The following is a 27000-nucleotide window of genomic DNA, read 5'->3' as shown; positions in this document are numbered from 1 at the left end:
CAGGGGACGGGTGAGAGAATCAGCCTGGGTTATTTTTAAACGATGCTTCCAGCGCCTGCACGACGGCGCGCACCCGCGCAGCGCGCTGCAGGTCGGGGTGCAGCACCAGCCAGATATCCACCCAGTCCTTATTTTCCGGGAAGATGCGCACCAGATCCGGATCCTTATCCGCCAGGAAGGAGGACAGCAGACCAATCCCCAAACCGCTCCGTGTCGCCGAGCGCAGCAGCAACTGTGAATTGCATTGCAAAACGACGTTGGGATCGATCAGCGCCTCGCCACAGAAATTATTCCAGTGACGCGGCACCAGTTCGCGCGGAAACATCAGCAAATCGTGGCCGCGCAGGTGATCGCCTTTGGTTGGCAGACCGTGTTTATCGAGATAGTCTTGCGTCGCGTACAGCCCCATTTCGATGGTCGCCATGCGCTTGATAATCAGCTCATCAGAATCGGGCCGTGCGCCACGGATCGCCAGATCCGCGCCGCGATAAGAAATATCGGAGATATTAACCGCCGTCAGCAGTGTGACGGTGATTAATGGGTGCTGCTCACGCAAATCCTTCAACGCCGGAATGACAAAGGCCTCGGCCATGGTGTCGGTGGTGGCGATGCGCACGTTACCGCACAGGCTGTCGTCGCCGCTGGTGGCCTTGCGGCCAATTGCCTGCACCGAGTTTTCCATATTCATTACGTCCGCCAGCATTTCCTCGCCCAGCGGGCTGAGGGAAAATGATTTCGGCGTGCGGATAAACAGCTTCGATCCCAGGTTTTCTTCAAAAGCGGTAATGCGCCGGCCGACAGTGGCCTGGTCGACGTGTAGTTCATTGGCGGCTTTTCGTAAAGTACCGCAGCGTGCTACTGCCAGGAAGAAGCGTGCGTCATCCCAATTCATCATGCCATTTCCTTTGTACAGGCTTATCGGTCTTATCAGTGTTCATTCTCGCGCAGCCGCTTTGGCTCTGGTTTTGGCTGCAAATGAAGCCCACGTATCATAATTATTTATTATGTTTCAGGATATGAATAAATGCATCAATGTGAAGCAGTTTTGCATCTTTATTTTTACTAAACAATCTTTATGCTTATCAACGTTTATGCTGTGATCTGGCGCACATTTTTGTATCAATGTTACCCTAACGCGTAAGCAGATGCGCATGAGAGCCTGTCTCTGTGGGCTAACCGCCTGGTGGGATTGACTCTGAATCAGGTTGGCCCACCACGACTGGACATGAAAAATGGAGTCTCACGCAGAGAAGTTATACACCCCCGTAGCACTGGCAACTGCGGACGGTATCAGGGTTATTGCGACGCCTGGCGCGAAAGCGGCAGAGAGAAGCAACGCTGATGTGATTATCCAGGGTCTTGAAGCACGCGGCATTCAATACATATTCCTGGTACCGGGCAAGCTCGTATACCCACTAATTAAATCCATTGAACATTCCGGCATGACCGGCATCGTCGGCGCTCATGAAACTGCCTGCGGTTTTATGGCCGATGGTTACGCCCGTGCCAGCCGCAAGTTCGGCGTTTGTCTCGGCATCTCCGGCCCGGGCACCATGAATTTCCTGCCGGCGATGGCTGCGGCTCAGGCCGATAAGATCCCGGTGCTGTATCTGGCCGGCGGCATCGCGACCTATCATGAAGCGCAGGGCGCTTTTCAGGACGGCAGCAATAGCGGCATCGATGAGCTGACTATCGTCAAACCTCTGCTTTCCGCCGCCATCGAAGTGAAAAATAATCTGACGTTGCAGCATGAACTGCGGCGCAGTTTGTCTTGCCTGAACACCCAGCGTAAAGGCCGTGCTTATTTAAGCGTACCGGTCGACATGCAAAAGAAAGCGGTGGCCGGCAATCATGCTGCAGATCCACAGCGCACACCACAGTGCCGCGAAGCGGCGATCGACCAGCAAGGGTTGGATCAGGTGCTGGACGATTACCTGCTGCGCGGCTTAAAAGTTGCCTGCCTGGTGGGCAACCGCATGAATAACCCGCAGGATGCCGAACTGCTGCTGCGCCTGGCGGAGAAGTATCGTATGCCGGTCGCCACCACGCTGTCCGGCAAGGGGGCGTTCCCTGAAGGGCACGAGCTGGCGCTTGGCCTGTATGGATTCGCCGGCCATACTCGTGCGGTGGAAACCATCAACGGCGATGACGTGGACGTACTGCTGGTGCTGGGATGCGACCTTAGCCAGCGTGACAGCCTGAACTGGAACCCGCGGCTGCACGGCACCAAAACGCTGGTGGTGATTGACGAAGACTTTGACAAGGTCAGTTCGCACTATCAGCCGGACATGCAGATTTTCTCCAGTCTGACCGGCGGGGTACAACACCTGCTGGATGCGGTCAGCGACGACGACGCGCACCTGGCCGGCATCAAGGCGCTGCGCGATGGCTGGCTTGAACAGGTGCGTCAATTGCCGCTTGAACAGCAACTGCCTGACTTGCAGGCGCGCCAGGCCGCAGGTGAAGCCAACATGTATCCCGGTGATGTCATCAAACGCATCCGCAGCCGCATGGACGAGGACACCAACGTGGTGGTTGACTCCGGGGCGCACCGTATCTTTATGGCCCACCACTGGCTGGCCAGCGGGCGCGGTGATTACCACACCTCAAGCTCCCTGGCGCCGATGGGCTGGGCGATATGCGCCGGTATTGGCATCAAACTGGCGGCACCGCACCGCGACTGCGTGGTGGTGACCGGTGACGGCTGCATGCTGATGCATGGCATGGAGATCCAGACCGCCGCTCGTTATCAGGTCAAAATGACCTTTGTCGTCATGAACAACAGCGCCCACGGTGCCATGCATATCGACACGCTTCAGAACCGTGGCGTATCGGCTGATTACACCGCTCTGCCGAGCCACGACTGGAAGTCCTTCGCCAACAGCCTGGGCGTTGCCTCCGCGAAGACGACGACGCTGGAGGAGCTGGACGAGGCGCTGGCCGCCGCAGCCGAGTACGCGGGTCCGTTCCTGATCGAAGTGATAGTAGGAAATCATGTCGCACCCAATCGATACTATGCCGAGAGCATCGTAGAATACGAACAGCGTATCAAAGGGTTGTAAGGACGCGCTCCAGAGGCCGTCGTTAATTATCCTTTGTATCACGCCATTTCTGTTCTTATTCACAGAGTCATGGAGCGATAACAATGTATAAATTGATACTTCTGGCATTAACGATGGCATTTCAGGGGAGCGCGCTGGCTGCTGAAGATCACGGCGAAGGGATCAGCAAAGAAACCCTGCTGAAAACCGAAACCTCGTGGGAGGGCACGCCGTACGGGCAGTATCCGACCGGCGCCCCTCAGATCACCATGTTGAAAGTGACGGTGGAGCCGAACAAGGTGCTTGCCTGGCATACCCACCCGTGCATCAGTGCGGTGTATATGACCGGCGGCAGCGTTTCTCTCACGGTAAAAAAAACCGGCTTGAAGCACACCTTTAAGCAAGGGGATTCCTTTACCGACACGGTAGATATCGTTCATCAGGGCGTTTCTGGCGATAAAGGGGCGGAGATGCTGGTGTTCTTCGCTTGCGCCGACAACAAACCACTGACGGTGAAAACCGCCGAATAATAGTGTCTTTCAAGCTGCGGCGTTGTTGACTGCACAGCCCGTAGGGGGCGAATATATTCGCCCCGTTTGATACGGGTGCAGCATACGGAGGCGCTGGTCCAATCTGGGGCAGCCTGGCCGTACAGGGTATAGATCATTTTTTGCCGCCCGTTTGGGTCGCATTCCGAGGAAATCATGGTTGCTTTGTGGATGGTCGTCGCCAGCGGGTTTTTCGCGCTGATGGGGGCCAGTGTTAAACTGGCTTCGGCCAAAGTCGGCTTTTTCGATATTATTTTTTATCGTTCGTTTATTAACGTACTGATCGTCGCCGCGCTGATTAAGGTTAAAAATCTCGGTTTCCGCACGCAGCACCTCGGTTTGCATATGAAACGCGCCGCCATCGGCAATGCGGCGATGTATTGCGGCTTTTATTCGCTTATCCACCTGCCGATCGCCACCGCCACCACGCTGGGTTACACCAACCCGATCTTTCAATCGGCGATCGCCTTCGTTACCTCCAAAGGCCAGTTGACCGGCAAACTGCTGTTTTCCGTGCTGTTGGGGTTTATCGGCATACTGGTGTTGCTGCGCCCGGACACGCCGAATGGCGAGTATGTCGCTACTCTGATTGGCCTCTTATCCGGCCTGCTGACCGCGCTGGCCTATTTCAATGTCGGTAAACTGGTGCGCAGTGGCGAGCCGGAGCTGCGGGTGGTGTTCTATTTCTCGCTGGTGGGCACGGTGATTGGCTGTGTGATGACTGCGGTGGTGGGCTTCACTGCCCTGGACAGCGCCATGATGCTGTGCGTAGGCGCTATCGGCGTATTCGGCAGTTTGGGGCAAATCACCATGACCCGCGCTTACGGAAGCGGCAATGCGGTGATTGTCAGCATCCTGTCCTACAGCACCATTATTTTCTCTACGCTACTCGGTTATCTGCTGTTTGGCGAAAAGCTGTCTTATATTGCTGCAGCCGGTATGGCGTTGATTATTCTTTCCGGCGCATTGGCCATTTTGAAACGCAGCCCGGCGAAAGCCTCGAAGGCTGCGGCAGTTTAACCACAAAGGAGAGAGACAATTGGATGTAAGCCCAGCCAGGGAACTGGCACGTTATGGACTGTATGGCATTGTGGCGACCGTCGGTATGGACCTGGTCAATTTTATTGCCGCGTCCGCCGGGATTATCAGTAAACTGAACCTGGTTTTTATCGGTAATTTAGCCAATCAATGGTGGCATGGGCAATTCCTGTTCCTGCGGCCTGGCGATATTCCCCCGGCGCCGCACGCATTATTATTGGGCTACAGTGCGCATTATTTTGCCGGTATCTTCCTGGCGCTTCTTTTTTATTATTTTGTTTTTTCCGTTTATCACCCGCGCAGCGGTGCCCTATGCCGGGCCGTTATTTATGGCCTGGTTTGTTCGCTTATATCGCTATGTTTAATTTATCCCTCGGTAGGATTGGGCTTTTTCGGCAGCGCCACTAACGGCACAGGCCTGCTGGTGGCTAGTCTGGTCAACCATGTCGTATATGGTTTGGCCTTGGGTATTTGCGGCATTTGGCCGCGCCGACAGCCCGTTCGCGTGTTGCATTAAACGATCATATTTGCCCTGCTCATGCATTAATGAATCACTGTGATGCATTCTTGGCTATTTTTGCTCTTATACCCAAACGGTATGATGAACGCGTTTCCTGATTGAGTTTGGTTTTCAGGACAGAATGTTTATCCAGCTTGTTTCGGGAGAGAAAAATGTCTGAAGGTGTCGCTGTTAATCAAGCAGCTAAAACGAATTCGGGCACGTCGCATTTTGCCATTCTGCTTTTTTTAGCGCTGGCATTGATGTCTGCATTGCTTAATAGCAGTGCACCGACGCCGCTTTATCCGCTTTATCAACATGAATTGGGTTTAAGTTCGGTCAGCCTGACAATTATTTATGGCGCTTATGCGGCAGGGGTGCTGATTTCGCTGTTTGGCGTGGGCAATATGGCCGGCAAGGTGAAAGATCTGCGCAGCATGATTGTGCCGGCGCTGCTGGTGGTGTTAGCCGGCGCGCTGTTGTTTTCGATGGCCGATTCGTTTTTGATGATGTTTATGGCACGGTTGCTGGCCGGGATTGGGACCGGTGCGCTGACCGGGGCGGCCAATATTGCGCTGGTGCGTTTTGGGCCGAAAGATGGCGGTAAGAATGCGGCGCTGATCGCTACGCTGTCATTTACTCTCGGCCTGGCGTTGGGGCCGATTTTCAGCGGTGTGGCGCTGCAAACCGGATTCCATACTACTTCATTGCCCTTCATTATCATCATGGCGGTGGCGGCAGTAGCCGCGCTGGGCGTGATGCTGAAATGGCCGGGTGACGCTGTGGTTGTGCCGGTCAGCGGGGAGCCGGCGGCAAACGCCGTGCCGGAAAAGAGTTCGTTGGCGGACGGCCTGCGCGCCACGGGCGGCAAGTTCTTCTTGTGCGCCGGCGCGTTGTTCATCTGCTGGGCGGTCGCCGCCAGTATTCTGGCGATTGGCCCGAGCGTATCTGAAAAGCTGTTGGGCATGCAGAGCCGTGGCGTTTACGGTTACGTGATTGCCGTGTACCTGGTGATTGCCGGCATTAGCCAGATCCTCAGTCGCCGCATTAATGCGCGGCACTCGCTGATGTTTGGTTGCCTGGCGCAGGCGTTGTCGGTGGTGGTGTTCGCCGAGGCGATTCAGATCCACTCGCTGGGCCTGGCAGCCGCCGGGATGGTGATTGCCGGTTATGCCTACGGCGCCATTTTTGTCGGCAGCGCCACGTTGGTGAATCTGATTTCACCGAAGGCCAGCCACGCAAGACTGATTTCGCTGTTTTACGTTATTGCTTATATCGCCAACTGGGTACCCATCCTGTTGGGGGTAGTGATCGACCATGCCAGCCTGCACCTGGCGGTCAACCTGTTATTTGTGGTCAGTACCCTGGTGTGCTTGATTCTGAGCTTCATGGTGACCCGCGCGGGCTTCCCGCGCTGATACCCGCCGCTTGTAAAGCCACCGCGTGGTTGGCTGCAACTTGATGTTCATAGGGTATAAGAAAGAATACTTTAGCCACGCAATGTGGCGAACGATTTCCCTGGTGTTGTTGTGTGTCATTTCCAGCGTGCTTGCCACGCTGGTTTTTTTTGTGACAAATTCCACAAGTCTGTAATTTCCATTTCTCTCATTGCATATTTTTTGTGATTTTTATCACATAAATTTGCCGATTTTCGAGTACACTGCGCGCTTTCTTTTCTGCCGGGTCGATTTATGAACGTTATTTTCGCCATTGCTGTCACTACCGGAATTCTGTCCGGCGTCTGGGGATGGGTTGCCGTCAGCCTGGGGCTGATCGGCTGGGCCGGCTTCCTCGGTTGCACCGCCTATTTCGCCTGTCCGCAGGGCGGGCTGAAAGGGTTGTTGATCAGCACGCTGACCAGCTGTAGTGGGGTGTTTTGGGCGATGGCGATTATTCACGGCAGCGACCTGGCGCCGGGTTGGAGCATGCTCGGCTACTTGCTGACCGGTATAGTGGCCTTCCTGATGTGCATTCAGGCCAAACAGCAGTGGTTGGGGTTCGTGCCCGGCACCTTTATCGGCGCTTGCGCGACCTTTGCCGGCGGGGGCGACTGGCCGCTGGTGACGGCCTCTTTACTGGTGGGGCTGGTGTTTGGTTACGCGATGAAAAACAGCGGGCTGTGGCTGGCGGCGCGCAGCGAGAAGGCGAAAATGCCTGACGTGGCTACCGCGCATTCAAATAGTGCCGCCGAGTGAAATACGGTAGTGCAGGTCAACGCGCTCAATGCATGGCACCCCTTTTATGCGTTTTAGCAGGATCTCGGTGGCTACCTTGCCGATATCAAAGCGGGGAGTAATCACGCTGGCGATGCCCGGTGTGGTGGCTTTGCCGATATCCAGACCGTGAAAGCCTGACAGAGCGATGTCCTGCGGGATCTTCAACCCAAGCCGCAGGCACTCCTGCAACACGCCCACCGCCAGATCGTCGTTAGTGCAGAGTATGCCGTCCAGGTCAGGATAAAGCCGACGCGCCATCGCCAGCATATCGGAACCGACCGAGACCGATGAAACCTTATGCGGTGTGATCTGGCATGGGGGCAACCCCTGATTTTCCATCGCCCGGCAATAGCCCTGAAAGCGTTTCAAGTCGCGTGCATCGGACATGGCACCGAAATAGACCACCTGGCGTTTACCGCTGGCAAGCAGCGCTTCGGTCATGTCATAACCCGCCTGATAGTTATCGAACCCCACGGCAATTCGCCCTGCCGGCCCTTCAAGATCCATCACTTGCGCCACCGGGATTTTTGCCGCCGTCAGGTACTTTTCCGCCCGCAAAGTGTGTTGCGAATCGGTAAGGATCAGCCCGGCGATCGGGTAGGCCAGCAACTGGACGATGTGTTCTTCCTCGCGCTCGCGGCTGTAGTCATAGTTCACCACCAGCGTTTGATAACCCTGCTCCAGAGTGACGGATTCGATGCCGGCCAGCAGATCGGCAAAGATCTGGTTGTTGAAGGAGGGGACTAACACGCCGATGCGCGGTTTTTGGTTGGAACGCGCTTCATCCGTGTCGGTGAAGTTCACCTCTTTCATCACGTCGGCGATGCGCGCGGCGGTGTCGGCCGCCACCTTTTCCGGCGTACGCAGATAGCGGCTGACGGTCATTTTGGTCACACCGGCGAGCAGCGCGATATCTTGCAGCGTAACGCGTTGGTTCTTCATTCTGGAGCCTTAGCAGGGTGGGGGCGGAGAAATCGCGGATAACCCCATGTTAGCAAATCGATTTGGTGATAACAATCGACGTAATAAAGTATAAAAATCCTATTTATCAATGGAATATGTCAATTGTCTGGCCTGTGCGACTGCGCGGCGTCACGTTAAAGGTAACAGCTTTTAGTAACATGATTTTAAGTGATGCAGCTCACGTTTTTGCCGGCGGCAATCCGGTGAGATAGGCGCCTGTTCTAACTGAATGACAGGGATCGGGGAACCTCATGAACAACTTATTTTCGCTGGATAATAAAAAAATACTGATTACCGGCGCGTCGCGGGGCATTGGTTTTCTGCTGGCGCGCGGGCTGGCGCAGTACGGCGCGCACATTCTGGTCAACGCCACCAGCCGGGAAAACGCGCAGCGCGCGGTGGATGCGCTGCGGCGTGAAGGCTTCAGTGCCGATGCCGCCCCTTTTGACGTGACCGACTCGCAGGCCATTCATGCCGCCATTGAGCAGATTGAGGCGGAAATGGGCGGGATTGATGTGCTGATTAACAACGCCGGTATCCAGCGGCGCCATCCCTTTACCGAATTCCCGGAAAAAGACTGGGACGACATTATCGCCGTCAATCAGAAAGCGGTATTTATGGTGTCGCAAACCGTGGCGCGCCATATGGTGCAGCGCCAAAGCGGCAAAATTATCAACATCGGCTCGATGCAGAGTGAGCTGGGGCGCGACACCATTACGCCCTATGCCGCCTCCAAAGGTGCGGTGAAAATGCTGACGCGCGGCATGTGCGTGGAGCTGGCGCGTTACAACATTCAGGTCAACGGCATCGCGCCGGGCTATTTCAAAACCGAAATGACCCAGGCGTTGGCGGACAATCCGGAGTTTACCGCCTGGCTGACCAAACGTACCCCGGCCGCACGCTGGGGCGATCCGCAGGAGTTGATTGGCGCGGCGGTGTTTTTGTCGTCCAAAGCTTCGGACTTTGTTAATGGCCACTTGCTGTTTGTCGATGGCGGCATGTCCGCTGCGGTATAACGGTCTGTTCAACGGAAAATCATGATGAAAATTCAAACCCGGTCCTGTGTGGTCAACGGCAAATATGACGTGGCGGTGGTGGAGCAGGAGGTGGAATATCAGGGAAACGGCACGCTGGTGAAAATCACTCGTGGCGGAATATGCGGTTCAGATCTGCATTATTACCAGGAAGGTAAGGTCGGCAGTTTTCAGGTGCGTCAGCCGATGGTGCTTGGCCATGAGGTGATCGGCGAAGTGGTGGCCAGCGATTCGGCGCTGCTGACACCGGGCCAGAAAGTGGCGCTGAACCCCAGCAAGCCATGCGGGCAGTGCAAGTATTGTCTGGCGAATCAGCAAAACCAATGTACCCAAATGCGTTTTTTCGGCAGCGCGATGTATTTCCCGCATGTTGACGGCGCTTTTACCCAATACAAGGTGGTCGATAGCGCGCAGTGCATTGCGTTCGACGCCGATCGCGATGAAAAGGTGATGGTGTTTGCCGAACCCTTGGCGGTGGCGATCCACGCCGCGAAGCAGCCCGGTGAAGTCAAAGGGAAAAAGGTGTTCGTGTCCGGCGTCGGTCCGATAGGCTGCTTACTGGTAGCGGCGCTGAAGGCGCTGGGTGCAGGTGAAATTGTCTGCGCCGATCTCAGCCCGCGTTGCCTGAATATTGCCGGGGAAATGGGGGCCGACGTCCGTTTGCACGCCGCCGACGACGATTTCAGCGGTTATCTGCAGGACAAAGGGTATTTTGATATCGCTTTTGAGGTTTCCGGCCATCCGTCGTCTTTACAGCGTTGTCTGGAAATCACCCGCGCCAAAGGGACGGTGGTGCAGGTGGGGATGGGCGGCAGTTTCCCGGATTTCCCGCTGATGCTGCTGATTGCCAAAGAGCTGAACCTGCTGGGATCGTTTCGTTTTGTTAAGGAGTTCTCGTTGGCGGTGGCCTGGCTGGCCGAAGGGACAGTCGATCCGCTACCGCTGCTTTCCGCCGAGTTCGATAACCGGCAACTGGCGCAGGCGCTGGAGTTTGCCGGTGACAAGAGCCTGGCTGCCAAGGTGCAATTAGTGTTCTGATTTTAGCCGATAGTCTGATGGCGTGGACCAACGATCCTTGTCTATAGTTAAGAACCGTTTAATTTTTTAACCACGGAGAATTTAACATGGCGAGAAATACGGATGCGGATCAAACCACGCTGGATGACGATCTGAGAATGCTGAGTGACACGCTGGAAGAAGTGTTGAAGTACTCCGGCGATCGCGCCGATCAGGCCTATATCGATATCAAGGCCCACGCGGAACAGGCGCTGAGCGAAGTAAAGTCGCGGCTGACTGACACCACCGAATCCTACTATGCGCGGGCCAAGGATGCCGTATGCCGCACTGACGGCTACGTGCGCGAAAAACCCTGGCACAGCGTCGGTATTGGCGCCACGGTCGGTTTGGTGCTTGGTTTGTTGCTGGCGCGCAAATAACGGCCTGTTGAAGTTGGGCGCGGCAATCGCCGCGCCCCCAATATTTACTGCCCCAGCGTGACCTCCACCTGATGGACCTTCCCATCGTCAACCAGCGTTATCGCTGCCTCAGGCTGTTTTTCACCGTCCACAGTGACCAGCGCCTCGCCCTGACCCTGACGGATCGTCAACCGATATTCGCTGCCGCCTTCGCGGTAGTTCAGCGTTACCTGCGGCCAGTCTGCAGGCAGACGGGTATTGACGGTCAGCCGATCGCCGTGGCGTTTCACTCCCAGCAGGGATTCGACGATTAACCGGTACATCCAGCCGGCGGAACCGGTATACCAACTCCAGCCGCCGCGGCCGACATGCGGTGCCACCGCGTAGATATCGGCGGTGACCACGTAAGGCTCGACCTTGTAACGTTCGGCGGCGGTGCTGTCCAGGCTATGGTTGATGGGGTTAATCAGTGCCATCAATTCCCAGGCGCGTTCGATATTGCCCATTTCGGCAAAGGCCATCACCGCCCAGACCGCACCGTGGGTATATTGGCCGCCGTTCTCGCGTACGCCGGGCAGATAGCCGCGAATATAACCCGGGTTTGGACCGTTGCCGTCGAACGGCGGCGTCAGCAGTTTGATCAGGCCGGCCTGGTTGTCGACCAGGTGTTTATCCAGCGACTGCATTGCCTGCAGGCTGCGCGGTTTATCCCCGGCGCCGGACAGCACCGACCAGCTTTGGGCGATGGCATCGATACGACATTCCGCCGACTCATGGGAGCCCAGCGGTTCCCCGCTGTCAAAGTAGCCCCGACGATACCATTCGCCGTCCCAGGCGTGGTCACGCAGATTGTCGCGCAAGGTGGCGGCCTGTTGGCGGCACAGCGTCGCCAGTTCCTTGTCGTTGCGGGCGGTTGCCAGTTCGCCATAACGTTGCAGAATATGGAACAGGAAGAAACCCAGCCACACGCTTTCGCCGCGCCCCTCCAGGCCGACCATATTCATGCCGTCGTTCCAGTCCCCGGCCCCCATCAACGGCAGGCCATGCTCGCCGAAGTTCAGCCCGTGTTTCAACGCGCGCACGCCGTGCTGATACAGGGTTTCCTGCGTCGCGCTCAGCGCCGGCTGTTCGTAGGACGATTCCTCGCCCGGCGCCAACTTGCGTGCCTCCAGGTAATTCACCGGTTCCTCCAGAATGCTGCGATCGTCGGTGGCGTCCAGGTAGTGACAAATCGCCAGCGGCAACCACAGATAGTCATCCGAACAGAGCGTGCGAACGCCGTTGCCCTGCGGCGGATGCCACCAATGCTGCACGTCACCTTCGACAAACTGGCGCGATGCGCACAGCAGGATCTGTTGGCGCAGGCGTTCAGGGGCGGCGTGGGTCAGCGCCAGCGTATCCTGCAGTTGATCGCGGAAGCCAAAGGCGCCGCCGGATTGGTAGTAGCCGCTGCGCGCCTGAATGCGGCAGGAGAGGGTCTGGTACAGCAGCCAGCCGTTGGCCAGCAGATCGACCGCCGGCTGCGGCGTGCTTATCTGCACTTTGTTGAGCATGCCGTCCCAATGCGCCGCTACCTGCTGCAACTCATTTTGCAGTGCCTCTTCTTGCAGGTATTTTTGCAGCAGCGCTTCGGCCTCATCGGCATTTTGCCCCAGACCGAGGGCGAACACGAAGCTGCGCTGATCGCCATCGATCAGGCTGATCGCCGATTGCACGGCACCGCAGGGATCCATGCCGGCGCCTACTTTGTCGGATAAGCGCCGCAGCTTCAGTACCGCTGGGCTGGCCAGCGAGCCGTTGCGGCCAATGAATTCGCGCCGATCGCCGCTGACTGAACAATGCGCGCCGGAGACGCCGAAGAAGGCGGTGCGTTCGGATCCGTTGCCACCGTAGTGATTGGTGGCGAGGATGCCGCAGCCGCTTTCGGGCGTTGCCGCCTGCGTGACGATGTGCATGGCCGTTTTCTGCCGCAGATCGCCGAGGATAAATTCCACATAACCGGTAGCCGATAGCTTGCGCGTGCGTCCGGAGGTGTTGGTCAACGTCAGCAGGAACAGTTTCACCGGCGCCTCTTTGGCGACCAATACGGTGAGCTGGCTGTCGATACCGCTTTCGCGATGATCGAACACGCTGTAACCGAAGCCGTGGCGTGTCAGATAGTGGCCGCGACCCCGGGTGGGCAGCGGTGTGGGCGACCAGAAGTGGCCGCTCTCTTCGTCACGCAGATAGAAGGCTTCGCCGCTGCGGTCGCAGATGGGATCGTTTTCCCAAGGCGTAAGGCGGTATTCGTGGGCGTTTTCGTACCAGGTGTAGGCCTGGCCGCTTTCCGAGACAACCGAGCCGAACATCGGGTTGGCCATGACGTTTGACCAGGGCGCAGGGGTGATCTTGCTCTCGTTCATGGCGATCACATATTCACGACCATCCTCCGAAAAGCCGCCGAGGCCGTTATAGAACTGCAGCGCGTCAATGGCGGGCAACTGCGGCGAATGCAGGTTGCGCGGCAGGTTGTTCACCGTCGCCAGTTTCGACGAGGCGGTGACCGGCGACAGCGGTTGCTGCTGGATCTGCGGCAGTTGCAGCCGTTGGTTCAGCTGTTCATTCAACCCGCCGCGCCGATCGTCGAGGTAAATACGCGCCACGCTGAGCAACAGACGGTGATCTTCCGGTGACATATGCTCGCTGGTGCGCACGAAAATGCCGCCCGGTTTATCGGTTTGGGTTGATTCCATACCGGCGGCGATCAGGCCCATTATCTGGTTTTGCAACTCCTGGCGGTAGCCGCCGGCGTCCTCGTTAAGGATCACCAGATCCACCTGCAGCCCTTTCAGTCGCCAGTAGTTGTGCGCCTGAATCAGCTGCTGCACCAGCCCGATGTTCTCGCCATCGGTCACCGTCAACAGCACGATCGGCAGATCGCCGGAGATCGAATGCCCCCACAGCCCCGACTGGCCGCGGCGATTTTGGATGATTTCGCTGCCGGCAGCCCGCATTTCCTGCGCCGGGAACACCACTGCGCTCGCCAGACGGTTGAACAGGTTGGCATCTTCCTCATTGGCGTTCAACTGGCGCAATACCACCTGGCTGTGCGACCAGGCCAGTTCGAACACGCGGTCCGCCAGATGGCGATCGCGGTATTTTTCCAGCATGGCCAGGCTGCTGACGCGGTCTTCGCAAACACCGTAGAAAATATCCAGCGTCAGCGGCACGTTAGGCTCCAGCACCACGCGCTGGCGGATAGCGATAATAGGATCGATGACCGGCCCGGCGCTGTTGGTCAACGGCGTATTCTGATACAGCGCCTGTGGGTTGGCCGGGGTGCGGCCACGGCCGATAAACTTGGCGCGATCGGTTTCGAACGAGGTCTGGCTGGAGCGGCCCTGTACCGTCATCATATGCAGCAGCCACGGGCATTTCTCGTTTGGCTCGCGCGGGCGGCGGTGACACAAAATGGCGTCTTGATCCGGCAGCAGTTCGGTCTGAACGAACAAATTGCTGAACGCCGGGTGAGCCAAATCGTTGCCGGCCGGCGCCAGCACCACTTCCGCATAGCTGGTGATTTCGATGGTGCGCGACTGTTTACTGCGGTTCACCAGGGTGATGCGCCGCAGCTCGATATCGTCCTCCGGCGACACCACAACCTGCGTTTTGACCGACAGTAAACCCTGACGGCGCTGATATTCGGCACCGGCATCGTTGAACACCGCGCTGTATCCCTTGGCAGCGCCCCCGATCGGTTGCCAGGTGTTGCTCCATACTTCGCCGGTTTGCGGATCGCGCAGGTAACAGAAGGCTCCCCAATTGTCGCAGGTAGCGTCCTCGCGCCAACGGGTCAGGGCCAGGTTTTGCCAGCGGCTGTAACTGCCGCCGGCTTGGGTCAGCATCAGGTGATAGTTGGCATTGGACAGCAACTGCACTTCCGGGATCGGCGAATCCACCCGGTTGAACTCACGTGCAATGAAGCTGGCCGGGGTAATGGTGCCCTCATGGGTTTCGAAATGGCGGCGGGTGCTGTACAGCTCAACCGCATCCGGCACCCGTTCTTGCAGCAACAGGCGCGTCGACTGGAAGGCGGGATAATCCGCGAAGCGCGCCACCATAGGTGCATCCAGCAGCAGATGGGACAGGGCGAGGAAGCTCATGCCCTGATGGTGCGCCATATAGGAGCGGATGATCACGTACAGCTGGCCGCGGCTGAGGCGCGCTGTGGTGTAATCCAGCGCTTCGTAAAACCCGTAGCGGCCTTTGGCGCCATTTTTTTCCAGAGCGACGAGGTTGCTGCAAGCGGCATCCGGATCGACAATCAGCGCCATCACCGTCGCGTAGGGGGCGACCACCATATCGTCGCCCAGCCCGCGACGCAGGCCCAGCCCCGGTACGCCAAAGGCGTGATACTGGTAGTTTTGATCGGCATCGAAGCCAAAATAGCCGGATTCGGAGATGCCCCAGGGCACGCCGCGCTCCTTGCCCCAGGCGATTTGCCGTTCCACCGCGGCGCGGCACATTTGCACCAGCAGGGAGTCGGGGTAGGCCGGCATTACCAGTTGCGGCATCAGGTATTCAAACATCGAGCCGCTCCACGACATCAGCGCCGGCTCATTTTCGATCACGGTAAACAGTCTGCCGAGTGCAAACCAACTGCGTTGAGGCACTTGGTTAGTGGCGATGGCGACATAGTTGGTCAGGCGAATTTCCGAGGCCAACAGATCGTATTTACTGCTGTCCATGCGGTTTTGATCGCAGTTAAAGCCGACGGACAGGAAATGGGTCGATTCGTCATACAGGAAGTTGAAGTCCATCTGCGCCATTTTTTCCAGCCGCTGCTGGAGGCTATACAACTGCGCCAGCCGTTCCTGAGCCAATGCGCCGGCGGCGTCAAGCAGGCTTTGCTGCTCTGCTGACAGCATCAGCTGTGCCGGCGGATTGGCCAGCCAGTGCAGGCTTGGCGCCGGCTCCATCTCGGGTACGCTGTCGCTCAGCCAGCCGAACCACAGCGCCCATTCCGCGCAGAGTTCGTTGAGTTGCTGATGCAGGGCGCCGGCCCAGCGTTTGGTTTCTTCGCCGTGATTCAGCGCCGGTTCCTGCAACCCGTTGCTGTAGTTGCGCATGGCGTTCAGTTCGGCCTGCAGCGCGGTGGGATGGCTGTTTAACGCTTGTTCAAAATGGTTACGCAACTTCGGCAGGTTTTTGTGGGCGGCCTCTCCCCAATGCTGTTCCAGCAGTTGCAGGCTGTCGCCAAGCCCGGCCAGCACTAATTGCGGGCTGATGACCGGCTGGTGAGCCAGCGCGGGCAGGCCGGCGCTGAGCGTCAGCAGGTGACCGGCCAGATTGCCGCTGTCTACGCTGGAAATATAGCGCGGGTTCAGCGGTTCCAGGGTACGGGTGTCGTACCAGTTGTACAGGTGACCGCGATAGTGCTCCATGCGGTCCAGCGTGTTGAGTGTCAGCTCGGTGCGCCGCAGCGCCTCGCTGAGCGTCAGATAGCCGAAATCATAGGCGGTGAGGTTGGCCAGCAGCGACAGCCCGATATTGGTCGGCGAAGTGCGGTGCGCCACCACCGGTTCCGGTATTTCCTGATAGTTATCCGGCGGCAGCCAGTTTTCCTGCTGATTGACGAAGGTATTGAAGAAGTCCCAGGTTTGGCGGCTGGTGTGGCGCAGGAAGCGGCGCTGTTCGTCGTCGAGCGCGGTTTTACTGCGCTGCGGTTCATGGCTGAGATAGCACAGCAGGAACGGTGCCAGGCACCACAGGGTGGCGAAGGGCAACGTGATAAACAGCGCCATCGGATTATGCAGATAGCTAAACAGCAGCAACGCCACACCGGCCAGCGGATTGATCCACATCGCCCGGTAAAAGTTTGCCAGGGTAACCTGCTGGCGGGCGCCGGATTGAGCGTAGCTGGTCCACTCTTGCAGGTTGCGTTTGCTGATCAGCAGGCGCCACAGGGTAATGGCGATCGCTTTCAGGCTGTACAGCGCTTCATGCGGCAGCGTCGCCAGCCGCAGGCCGACTTGAGCCAGCCGATGCAGCGAACCGTTCATCGCCAGTCGCAGATGCTGCAGGAAGGGCCTGCGGGGTGGTTTGCGGACAACATCCTGCAACAGCGCCAGCAGGGTAGGCAACAGCAGAATGATGGTGAAGACCGCCAGCCAGTAACGGGTGTTCGGCAGCCAGACAAAACCGCAAAACAGCAGCAACAGCAGGCTGGGCGACGTCAGGCTGCGGCGCAGGTTATCGAACAGCTTCCAGCGTGACAGGGTGCTCAATGGGTTGGCGGTGCGGGTGCCGTCTTCGGTTTTTACCCGTGGCAGCAGCCAGTTGAGCAGTTGCCAGTCGCCGCGGATCCAGCGCGTGCGGCGCGCCACGTCCACCAGATAATTGCTGGGATACTGTTCGTACAACAACACGTCGCTCAGCAGGCCGGAGCGGGCGTAGCAGCCTTCCAGCAGATCGTGGCTCAGCACCAGATTCGGCGGGCAGGTGCCTTTGAGGCTGTGCGAGAACACGTCGACATCGTAGATGCCCTTGCCGATAAAGGATCCTTCGCCAAACAGATCCTGGTAGATGTCCGAAGCCATTAACGTGTAGGGATCGTTGCCCGGCGTGCTGCTGCACAGCGCCGCGTAGCGGCCCTGACCGTAACTCGGTATTTCTTCCGCCATGCGCGGCTGCAGGATGGCGTAGCCTTCCACCACCCGCTGTTGGCGCGCGTCGTACTGCGGTTGATTAAGTGGATGCGCCATGGCGGCAATCAATTGGTGGGCGCTTTCGCGCGGCAATACGGTGTCGCTGTCGAGAGTGATGACGTATTTCACGTTTTTCAGCACTTCCAACCCGACGCCAACCTGGGTGCAAAAAGCGTTGCCCCGGTTGCGCAGCCAGTCGTTCAGCGCATTCAACTTGCCGCGTTTGCGTTCCAGCCCCATCCATATGCCCTGTTTTTCATTCCACTCGCGGTCGCGGTGAAACAGGAAAAAGTGGCTGGGGCCTTCACAGGGATAGCGGCCGTTGAGCGCATCCATTTGCTGACAGGCATAGGCCAGCAGATTGGCATCGTCCGCGTGCTGCTTTTGTGGCGCATCGTTGAAGTCGGTGAGCAGGGCAAAGTGCAGATGTTTCATTGCGTTGCCCAGATAATAGACCTCAAGTGCGTTGATCAGCTTATCGACGCCGCTTTTGCTGCCGATCAGCGTCGGTATCACCACCAGGGTGCGGAACTCGGCGGGAATACCGCAGGAGAAATCGAGCCTCGGCAACGGCTGCGGCGTGCGGCTGCGGGTGGTGACCTCGCTAAGCAGGTTCAGCACGAACTGACTGACTACCGCCGCCATCGGGAAGAACAGCAGCGCCAGCCCCCAACTGATGCCGGTACTGTAGGCATGACGCAGCAATTCCGCACAGATGGCGGTGGTGATCAGGCTCAGGCTGCCTAACCAGGAAAGCAGCGGCGCCTGATTTAATGCATGGCGCAAGCGGGTAATGCGCCCGAGCCGAACCTCAAGCTGTTGTTCCAGCTCCGGTCGACCATCGTCAATCAGGTAGTAGCCAACGTGGTTGCGGCGCGGATCGCTGGACGGATCTTCGGCCGCCACCCGCGCCATATTCAGTACGTGCTGGGCGACCTGAACCTCATTGCGCGAGCAGTGGCGCGCCAGCATTTCGATCACGTGACGGTAGTGATCGCGGGTGTCGAAATGCATCAACGGGTAAACCCCCGCCGGATCATCGCGCAGGGTTTGATCGACCTGGCTCATGGTTTCGACAAACTCGGCCCAGTCCATTTCGCTGAGCTGGCGCAGGCCGGAAATGCTGTTGCTGACCGACAGTTGGCTGACGGCCAATTGCTGGTTAAAGCGGTGGATCAATTCAGCCGAGCTCAGGCTGACCTCTGCCAAACGCTGCTCAACCCAGGTGAGCGGCAGCGCCAGCATGGTGCCGTGGCCCTGTAAACGACGGACGAGCTCGGCGACAAAGGCGCTGGAACGCGGGGGATTGGAGCGCGCCATGTCGGCAATGACCACGATCAGGTTAGCCGGATCGTTTTCCGCCGATTCCAGCATTTTGGTCACCCAGCTGTCGGCCAGATTGCGCTCACTTTGCGCTTGCGCGACTTCAACGCTAACGCGTCGCAGATTCTCGATCAGAGCCAGACGCAGCATGCCGGGCAACGCCCAGAGCTCGCCCATCGTCAGATTGACTTCTTTTTGATAGGCGGCGATATAGCGCGTGAGGCTTTCGGCGTCCCAGCGGCCATCGCCGTGCGCAATGGCTTCGGCGGCCACGTCATAGATTCGCGGGCAGTTATAGGGTGCCGCCAACTGCGGCAGACCGCGGCCAAAGGTTTTCGGCAAATGGTGACGTACGACGCGAATTTGTTCTTCGATCAGATAGTAGTTATCGAGCAGCCATTCGCCGGCGGGGGTCATGCTGGATTTCTTGCCGTTGCTCAGTTGGTGGCAGCTTTCCGCCAGTATGCGTTCGTTTTCGTCCAACCGTTTCAGCAAAAAATAGGGGGTCTTGCGCGTCGCCAGCTTGTGTGAGCGCGCCAGGCGCTGACCATAGCGTTCCATTTGATCGACAGAAAACAGTTCTGCCTTGATGGTGCCTCCGTTGGTCTCGGGGGCGTTTTTATTACGCCGCAGCGGCAACGGTTTTATTTTTGCGGTTTTTCGTTGTTTTTTTAACCAATTGATTAGTATTTCTTTCACACAAAAGCTCCTTACATCTGGCCCAAGGGACAGCCGGTGAAACCGCCGGGAGATCGTGAACATCCTGTTTTTTACGCCGGGCAGATCTGACGTGGGTTCGCAGCAGGCAGGAACATGCTTTCTCAGTATAGTCGCAGAATGCCCGGTCGGCCGTTTTTTGAACTGATTGTTTAGATTTTATAAACAATTTTTGAGCGTGAACCTTGACTTAACGCCGCTATTTTTCCGCCGTTCAGCCTTGATTTACCGTATAATTCCCTACATTAAGTTTGGTTATTGAGGTGGCCGTGGAACAACTTTCGGGATTGCTGAGGCGATTGCGCCGGCAGCTTGAATCCCCTTTTCCCGTTGGGGGCGGTTTCCGCCAGTTTTCTCTTCTCGCGCCCGCATCGCTGGCCGCCACCTTACTGGAGTGGCTGGCAGCGCAGCCGGCATTCCCGCAGTTTTACTGGCGCCATCGCGACGGCCATGAAGAAGCGGCAGCCTGTGGCGAGTTGCGTCTGTTTACGCAAGCGCAAGAGGCGCAGGCATTTATCGGGGCGTATCGGGGCGCGCGCATATGGGGGCTGAACGCCTTTGACGGCGCTGCGCATTTATTCTTGCCACGTCTGGAAATTCTGAGCCGCGAAGGTGAAACCCAGCTAACGCTTAATCTGTTTTCTGAAAGTTCGCTGCGTGACGATGCGGACGCAGCCGGTCGTTGGTTGGAAAAGGTAGTGGCTGCACGGCCAATCGCGCCATTAAAGGCGGATGTGGGCAAGGTGCAGCATCAACCGGAACGTGCCGGGTGGGAAATCATGTTGCACGAAGCGCTGAAAGCGATCGATCGGCAACAGATGGAGAAGGTGGTGTTGGCGCGCAGCACGTTGCTGACGCTGGATGGCCCGCTGTCCGCGTCGGCGATGATGGACGCCAGCCGTAGGGTGAATCACCGATGCTACCACTTTATGCTGAGATTTGATGCACATTCCGCATTTCTCGGTTCCAGCCCGGAAAGGCTGTACCGGCGTAATGGCCTGCAACTGCTGACCGAAGCGTTGGCGGGCACCGTGGCCAATCATCCCGATCAACAGCGCGCGCAGGCGCTGGCGCAGTGGTTGCAGAACGACGCTAAAAACCGGCACGAGAACCTGCTGGTGGTGGACGATATCTGCCAGCGTCTGCAAGGGGGCGCCGGTTCGCTGGACGTGCTGCCGCCGGAAGTGGTGCGTTTACGCAAGGTGCAGCATTTGCGGCGCCGTATCGAAGGGCTGCTCAATCGCAGCGACGACGCCGATTGCTTGCAGCGGCTGCAACCGACGGCGGCGGTAGCCGGGTTGCCGCGTCAGGCAGCGCGCGAGTTTATCTTGCAACATGAACCTTTTTCCCGCGGTTGGTACGCCGGATCGGCCGGCTATCTTTCTTCTTCCCTCAGTGAGTTTTGCGTTGCGCTACGTTGTGCGCAGTTAGAGGAGAAAGAATTAAGGCTGTATGCCGGTGCCGGTATCGTGGCCGGTTCCGATGCCGCCGAAGAGTGGCAGGAGGTCGAAAACAAGGCCGCCGGGTTGCTGACCTTGTTACAGCCGACCAATACGGGCTGAATTTCCCTATTTATTATCCGGATTTATTGAGCGGCAGGGGCGGCGAGTGTAAACTACTCGTGATCTTTATGTTTGTTTTTTGTTCTAAATCAATAAATTGTCCGCCATAAAGTCACAGGGATATACGGCGTTTTTGCGCTGGCGCAAAAGTCGTAGAGATAACTACTCATATAATACAGAACATAATTTTTGGCACGCCGCCCAATGGCGGGCGTCAAAGGCTGATTCTGTTAACCGACTTGTGAGCGAATTATGTCGACAAGTGTTTTTAATCGCCGATGGGCAGCGTTGTTGTTGGAAGCGCTGGCCCGCCACGGAGTGCGGCATGTTTGTATCGCTCCGGGATCGCGCTCTACGCCGTTGACGCTGGCCGCAGCGGCTAACAGGTCTTTTATCTGCCATACCCATTTTGATGAACGCGGACTGGGCCATCTGGCGCTTGGCCTGGCGAAGGCATCACGGGAGCCGGTGGCGGTGATCGTCACTTCCGGCACCGCCGCCGCCAATCTCTATCCCTCGCTGATTGAAGCCGGGCTGACCGGTGAACGGCTGGTGTTTCTCACCGCCGATCGGCCGCCAGAGCTGATCAACTGCGGCGCCAACCAGGCGATCCGCCAAACCGGCCTTTATTCCAGCCATCCGGCGCTGAGCATCGAACTGCCGCGCCCGACGCCGGATATTCCCGCCAGTTGGCTGGCATCCACCGTCGACAGCGCCATGGCGCGCTTGCAGCACGGCGCTTTACACATCAACTGCCCCTTTGCCGAACCGCTGTACGGTGGCGATGAACAACACTACGCCGACTGGTCGGCGGCGCTCGGCGACTGGTGGCAAGGCAGCCAGCCCTGGCTGCGGGAAATGGATCCCCATGCGGTGCTGAAACAACCGGATTGGTTCTCCTGGCGGCAAAAACGCGGCGTGGTGGTGGCAGGGCGTATGAGCGCGCAAGAGGGCGAGCAGTTGGCGCAATGGGCCGCAACGCTTGGTTGGCCATTGATTGGCGACGTGCTGTCCCAGACCGGCCAGCCACTGCCCTGTGCCGATTTATGGCTGGCTCAGCCTCAGGCGCAGCGCATCTTGCAAGACGCGCAGTTGGTGGTGCAATTCGGCAGCAGCCTGACCGGCAAACGCCTGTTGCAATGGCAGGAGCAATGCCGGCCGCAGGAGTATTGGTTGATCGATGATTTGCCGGGCCGGCTCGATCCCGCGCATCACCGTGGCCGCCGCATCCGCTCTGGCGTGGCGCAATGGCTCGAACTGCATCCGGTGCAGCCGCGTTCCCCTTGGGCGCAAGAGCTGGCGCAACTGGCTGATCAGGCTCTGGACAGCGTCTCCGGCTATCTGGTGAATCGCTTTGGCGAGGCGCAATTGGCGCACCGCCTGCCGGAGTTGCTGGCGGAAAATGGTCAACTGTTCCTCGGCAATAGCCTGGTCGTGCGGCTGATTGACGCCTTGACCCGACTGCCGGCCGGTTATCCGGTCTTCAGCAATCGCGGCGCCAGCGGCATCGATGGCCTGATCTCTACCGCAGCAGGCGTACAGCGTGCAACGGCCAAACCGACGCTGGCGGTGGTGGGGGATCTCTCCGCGCTCTACGATCTGAATGCGCTGGCGCTGCTGCGGCAGTGTTCTGCGCCCACGGTGCTGATTGTGGTGAATAACAACGGCGGCCAGATTTTTTCGCTGTTGCCGACGCCGCAAGAAGATCGCCAGCGTTTCTACTGCATGCCGCAGGACGTGGATTTCAGCCATGCCGCAGCGATGTTCCAACTGAACTATGCGCGGCCGGAAAACTGGGGGCAACTGAGGCAGGCGGTCGAACAAGGCTGGCGTCACGGCGGCGCTACCTTGATTGAGCTGCAGGTGCCGCCGAGCGACGGTGCCGAGACGTTACGGCTCCTGGTGCAACAAATGGCGGTGCAATGATGCTGGCGACACGTATTTTACAACGAGGTGAACCGGATCGCCCTTGGCTGATTTGGTTGCACGGCCTGCTGGGTAACAACAATGAGTGGCGAGTCATCGCCGCGCACTGTCCGCAATGGCCGTCTCTGGCTATTGATCTGCCCGGCCACGGCGATTCGGTTGCCGTGGCGTGCCGCGGTTTTGACGATATCAGCGCGCAAATCAGCGCCACTTTGCAGATGCATAACATCGACCGCTATTGGCTGGTGGGCTATTCGCTGGGCGGGCGCATCGCCATGTATCACGCCTGTCATGGTCAAACCGACGGCTTGCTGGGAGTGATTGTCGAGGGCGGCAATCCGGGGCTGGACAGCGAAGAGCTGCGCAGCCACCGCCGTGCGCAGGATGCCGCCTGGGCGGAACGGTTCCGCCACCAGCCGATTGCCGAGGTGCTGGCGGACTGGTATCAGCAGCCGGTATTCACCGAACTCAGCGCGGTGCATCGCGATGCGCTGATTGCCGCGCGATCCGACAACAGCGGCCCGGCGGTGGCCGACATGCTGCAAGCCACCTCGCTCGGCCAACAACCTTATCTGGCGCCGCAGCTGCAGCAATTGACCGTGCCTCTGATGGTGTTGTGCGGCGAAAACGACCCCAAATTTCAACGTTTGGCGCGCGACGCCGGGTTGCCGTTACGCACCGTGCCGCAGGCCGGGCACAATGCGCATCTGGCTAACCCGCAGGATTTCGTCGCCGAGCTGCAGGCCTTTCTCGTTAACCCTGGTTAAGGAACCGAACATGCTTTATCCGAATGAAGAACTACTGTATGCCGCCATCGACTGGCAGGATTGCTCCGGTGATTTCGAGGACATCCTGTATCACAAATCCGCCGACGGCATCGCCAAAATCACCATCAACCGCCCGCAGGTGCGCAATGCGTTCCGGCCGCATACGGTGAAAGAGATGCTGGAAGCGCTGGCCAATGCCCGCTACGACGACGGTATCGGCACCATTATTCTCACCGGCGCCGGCGATAAAGCCTTCTGCTCCGGCGGCGATCAGAAAGTGCGCGGCGACTACGGCGGCTATCAGGACGACAGCGGCGTGCATCACCTGAACGTACTCGACTTCCAGCGCCAGATCCGCACCTGCCCGAAACCGGTGGTGGCGATGGTGGCCGGTTATTCGATCGGCGGCGGCCACGTGCTGCACATGATGTGCGATCTGACCATTGCGGCGGACAACGCTATCTTTGGCCAGACCGGCCCGAAAGTCGGTTCGTTCGACGGCGGCTGGGGGGCTTCTTATATGGCGCGCATCGTCGGCCAGAAGAAAGCGCGCGAGATCTGGTTCCTGTGTCGCCAGTATGACGCTGCCGCCGCGCTGGACATGGGCCTGGTCAACACCGTAGTGCCATTGGCGGACCTGGAAAAAGAAACCGTGCGCTGGTGCCGTGAAATGCTGCAGAACAGCCCGATGGCGCTGCGCTGCCTGAAAGCGGCACTGAATGCCGACTGCGACGGTCAGGCCGGCCTGCAAGAGTTGGCGGGCAACGCCACCATGCTGTTCTACATGACCGACGAAGGCCAGGAAGGGCGCAACGCGTTTAACGAAAAGCGCCAGCCGGACTTCAGCAAATTCAAGCGTAACCCGTAATGAACGCGCCGATCCGCAACGCCGCGGTTTATCGTTACTGCCTGCCGATGGAGGCGGGAGTGGTGCTGCGTAACCAGCGGCTGAAAACCCGTGATGGCCTGCTGATTCATCTGCAGCAGGGCGAGCAGGAAGGCTGGGGCGAGATTGCGCCGCTGCCGGAGTTCAGTCAGGAAACGCTGGCCGAAGCCGAACAGGCTGTGCTGGCCTGGCTGCAAGGCTGGCAGGCGGGGTTGTTGCCGGTAGACAGCCCGCTGCCTTCGGTGGCGTTCGGCACCAGCTGCGCGCTGGCCGAGCTGGAACAGCGCCTGCCGCAGCAGGCCGATTACCGCAAAGCACCGCTCTGCACCGGCGATCCCGATGAGCTGTTCGAGGTATTGAGCGCGCTGCCGGGCGAGAAGGTCGCCAAGGTGAAGGTTGGGCTGTATGAGGCGGTGCGTGACGGCATGATCGTTAACGTGCTGCTGGAAGCGCTGCCGGACTTGCGCTTACGGCTGGACGCCAACCGCAGCTGGACCCGTGCCAAAGCCGAGGGGTTCGCCAAATACGTCAACCCGGCGCTGCGCGATCGCATCGCTTTTCTCGAAGAACCCTGCAAAACCCGTGATGAATCGCGGGATTTCGCGTTGGCGACCGGCATTGCCATTGCCTGGGACGAGAGCGTGCGCGAGGCGGATTTTGTGGTGCAGGCCGAACCGGGCGTGGCGGCGATAGTGATCAAGCCCACGCTGGTCGGCAGCCTGAGCCGCTGCCAGGCTCTGGTGGAACAGGCCCATGCGGCAGGGCTGACGGCGGTGATCAGTTCCAGCCTCGAATCCAGTCTGGGGCTGACCCAACTGGCGCGCATCGCGCACTGGCTGACGCCGGCTACCGTCCCCGGGCTGGATACGCTCGATTTGATGCAGGCGCAGTTGCTGAGGTGTTGGCCGGGCAGCCGTCTGCCGTTGCGGGATCTGCAAGCGATGGAATGCCTATGGCGCAGTTGAACGACTGGCCGTGGCGGCATTGGGCGCAGCGTCAACCGCAGGCGACGGCGGTCATTGTCGGGCGACAACCGATTGACTGGCAGGCGCTGCAACGCCAGGTCGATGAGCTGGCGGCTGATTTTCAACATCAAGGCGTCGAACCCGGTTGCGGCGTCGCGTTATGCGGCAAGAACAGCTATCCGCTGCTGTTGGCCTATCTGGCGCTGCTGCAGTGCGGTGCGCGGCTGTTGCCGTTGAATCCGGCATTGCCCGTTTCTCTGTTGGAAACGCTGTTGCCTGAACTGGATATGGCGTTTGTCTTCAGCCCGGATCCCTTGCCGGCGTTGCCGGTCGCCCTTATTCCGTTGACCCCGCCTTCTACCGAACCGCGTAGGCTGACTTTACCCGCTTGGGATCCGCAGCGGCTGGCGACGCTGACGCTGACCTCCGGCTCCAGCGGTATGCCAAAGGCCGCAGCGCATAACTGCGCCGGGCATTTAGCCAGCGCTGAAGGGGTGCTGCGGCTGATGGATTTTCAGCCGCAGGATCGTTGGTTGCTTTCCCTGCCGCTGTTTCACGTATCCGGCCAGGGTATCCTCTGGCGCTGGCTGGCTGCCGGTGCCACGCTGGTGGTGCGTGATATGTCCCCATTAGCCGATGCGTTGGCGGGCTGTACCCATGCCTCGCTGGTGCCGACGCAACTGTGGCGGCTGTTGGCGCAGCCGCTGGACGATCTGTCGCTGAAAGAGGTGCTGCTGGGCGGTGCGATGATCCCGGTTTCGCTGACCGAACAAGCAGAGGCGGCGGGTATTCGCTGCTGGTGCGGCTATGGTCTGACCGAACTGGCTTCTACGGTGTGCGCCAAGCGCGCCGATACGCGGCCGGGCGTCGGGTTGCCGTTGGCCGGCCGTGAAATTCGGCTGGTGGATGAGGAAGTGTGGATCCGTGCGCAGAGCCTGGCATTGGGGTACTGGCATTGCGGCGCTTTGCAGCCGCTTGCCGATGAGCAAGGCTGGTTTCATACCCGCGATCGCGGCGTGATGGCGCAGGGCGAGCTGCGTATTATCGGGCGGCTGGACAACCTGTTTTTCAGCGGGGGGGAAGGTGTGCAACCTGAGGATATTGAGCGCGTGCTGACGGCTCATCCGCAGATTACGCAGGCGTTTGTGGTGCCGGTGGACGATGCGGAGTTTGGCCAACGGCCGGTGGCGGTGATCGACAGTAAAGGCGTCCTCTCGCTGGATGAATTGCTAACTTGGGCACAGGGCAAGCTGGCCAACTTCCAGCGCCCGACGGCGCTATTGGCTTTACCCGCCGAGCTGAAAACCGGCGGCATCAAGATTTCGCGCCGTCTGCTTCAGCAATGGGTGGCGGAGCAACTTTCAACGGCATAAAAAAGCCGCCCGAAGGCGGCCGTGACAGCAAACAGGGCCGC

Annotated in this window: 18 protein-coding genes; 15 read left to right on the top strand and 3 right to left on the bottom strand. The window is 58.7% G+C overall.

The features are described 5' to 3' along the window. Positions 1–19: 19 nt before the first annotated feature. Complete coding sequence (locus ACUTQW_RS11415; RefSeq protein WP_006326839.1) at positions 20–895, bottom strand: LysR family transcriptional regulator; 876 nt, start codon at positions 893–895, stop codon at positions 20–22. Between the two features lie 337 nt (positions 896–1232). On the opposite strand from ACUTQW_RS11415, the gene ACUTQW_RS11410 reads away from it, so the two are divergent. From ACUTQW_RS11410 to ACUTQW_RS11385, 6 genes are all read left to right on the top strand, one after another. Continuing rightward, a complete protein-coding gene (locus ACUTQW_RS11410) occupies positions 1233–3062 on the top strand; it encodes a thiamine pyrophosphate-binding protein (protein WP_037431407.1) in 1830 nt (609 codons plus the stop codon). 83 nt (positions 3063–3145) lie between these two features. After that, entirely contained in the window at positions 3146–3571 is a 426-nt protein-coding gene (locus ACUTQW_RS11405) for a cupin domain-containing protein (protein WP_020439494.1), read from the top strand. Positions 3572–3745: 174 nt separating this feature from the next. Continuing rightward, the gene (locus tag ACUTQW_RS11400; RefSeq protein WP_004947227.1) at positions 3746–4609 is read left to right on the top strand and encodes a DMT family transporter; all 864 of its coding nucleotides are present in this window, start codon (positions 3746–3748) and stop codon (positions 4607–4609) included. A gap of 70 nt (positions 4610–4679) precedes the next feature. Continuing rightward, positions 4680–5144, top strand: a complete 465-nt coding sequence (locus tag ACUTQW_RS11395; protein WP_257784242.1) for a DUF6789 family protein — start codon at positions 4680–4682, stop codon at positions 5142–5144. A gap of 155 nt (positions 5145–5299) precedes the next feature. After that, positions 5300–6544 carry an MFS transporter gene (locus ACUTQW_RS11390; protein ID WP_004947224.1) on the top strand — a complete coding sequence of 415 codons (1245 nt, stop codon included), beginning with the start codon at positions 5300–5302 and terminating at the stop codon, positions 6542–6544. A 273-nt stretch (positions 6545–6817) separates the two neighbouring features. Then, positions 6818–7321: a DUF1097 domain-containing protein gene (locus tag ACUTQW_RS11385; RefSeq protein WP_006326800.1), complete on the top strand. Its 504-nt coding sequence runs from the start codon at positions 6818–6820 to the stop codon at positions 7319–7321. Here the strand turns inward: ACUTQW_RS11385 and ACUTQW_RS11380 are convergent. Continuing rightward, entirely contained in the window at positions 7301–8284 is a 984-nt protein-coding gene (locus ACUTQW_RS11380; RefSeq protein ID WP_004947217.1) for a LacI family DNA-binding transcriptional regulator, read from the bottom strand. The genes ACUTQW_RS11385 and ACUTQW_RS11380 overlap by 21 nt on opposite strands. 272 nt (positions 8285–8556) lie before the next feature. On the opposite strand from ACUTQW_RS11380, the gene idnO reads away from it, so the two are divergent. The 3 genes from idnO (at position 8557) to elaB (ending at position 10775) form a co-directional block, all read left to right on the top strand. Next, entirely contained in the window at positions 8557–9321 is a 765-nt protein-coding gene (gene idnO / locus ACUTQW_RS11375; protein ID WP_006326794.1) for a gluconate 5-dehydrogenase, read from the top strand. Between the two features lie 24 nt (positions 9322–9345). Next, positions 9346–10377 (top strand): L-idonate 5-dehydrogenase, encoded by a 1032-nt coding sequence (gene idnD / locus ACUTQW_RS11370; RefSeq protein ID WP_235196217.1) that lies wholly within the window; start codon positions 9346–9348, stop codon positions 10375–10377. Between the two features lie 86 nt (positions 10378–10463). Then, entirely contained in the window at positions 10464–10775 is a 312-nt protein-coding gene (elaB, locus tag ACUTQW_RS11365) for a stress response protein ElaB (RefSeq protein WP_004947209.1), read from the top strand. 44 nt (positions 10776–10819) lie between these two features. Here elaB and ACUTQW_RS11360 read toward each other — a convergent pair whose 3' ends face one another. Then, entirely contained in the window at positions 10820–19462 is an 8643-nt protein-coding gene (locus tag ACUTQW_RS11360) for a GH36-type glycosyl hydrolase domain-containing protein (RefSeq protein WP_006326792.1), read from the bottom strand. Between the two features lie 287 nt (positions 19463–19749). On the opposite strand from ACUTQW_RS11360, the gene menF reads away from it, so the two are divergent. From menF to menE, 6 genes are all read left to right on the top strand, one after another. After that, positions 19750–21042, top strand: a complete 1293-nt coding sequence (gene menF / locus ACUTQW_RS11355) for an isochorismate synthase MenF (RefSeq protein ID WP_445654860.1) — start codon at positions 19750–19752, stop codon at positions 21040–21042. Between the two features lie 252 nt (positions 21043–21294). Further along, a complete protein-coding gene (menD, locus tag ACUTQW_RS11350) occupies positions 21295–22968 on the top strand; it encodes a 2-succinyl-5-enolpyruvyl-6-hydroxy-3-cyclohexene-1-carboxylic-acid synthase (protein WP_037433363.1) in 1674 nt (557 codons plus the stop codon). Further along, complete coding sequence (menH, locus tag ACUTQW_RS11345) at positions 22965–23735, top strand: 2-succinyl-6-hydroxy-2,4-cyclohexadiene-1-carboxylate synthase (protein ID WP_020439487.1); 771 nt, start codon at positions 22965–22967, stop codon at positions 23733–23735. The genes menD and menH overlap by 4 nt, the downstream gene beginning before the upstream one ends. Positions 23736–23745: 10 nt before the next feature. Next, a complete protein-coding gene (gene menB, locus ACUTQW_RS11340) occupies positions 23746–24603 on the top strand; it encodes a 1,4-dihydroxy-2-naphthoyl-CoA synthase (protein ID WP_004947190.1) in 858 nt (285 codons plus the stop codon). Then, the gene (menC, locus tag ACUTQW_RS11335; protein WP_006326788.1) at positions 24603–25586 is read left to right on the top strand and encodes an o-succinylbenzoate synthase; all 984 of its coding nucleotides are present in this window, start codon (positions 24603–24605) and stop codon (positions 25584–25586) included. Before menB ends, menC begins: the two co-directional genes overlap by 1 nt. Beyond that, positions 25574–26959, top strand: coding sequence for an o-succinylbenzoate--CoA ligase (gene menE / locus ACUTQW_RS11330; RefSeq protein WP_064799751.1), 1386 nt, complete (start codon positions 25574–25576; stop codon positions 26957–26959). Before menC ends, menE begins: the two co-directional genes overlap by 13 nt. Positions 26960–27000: the final 41 nt, after the last annotated feature.

Source organism: Serratia sp. TSA_7, assembly GCF_052692135.1.
This window is presented reverse-complemented; position numbering and strand designations above follow the sequence as displayed.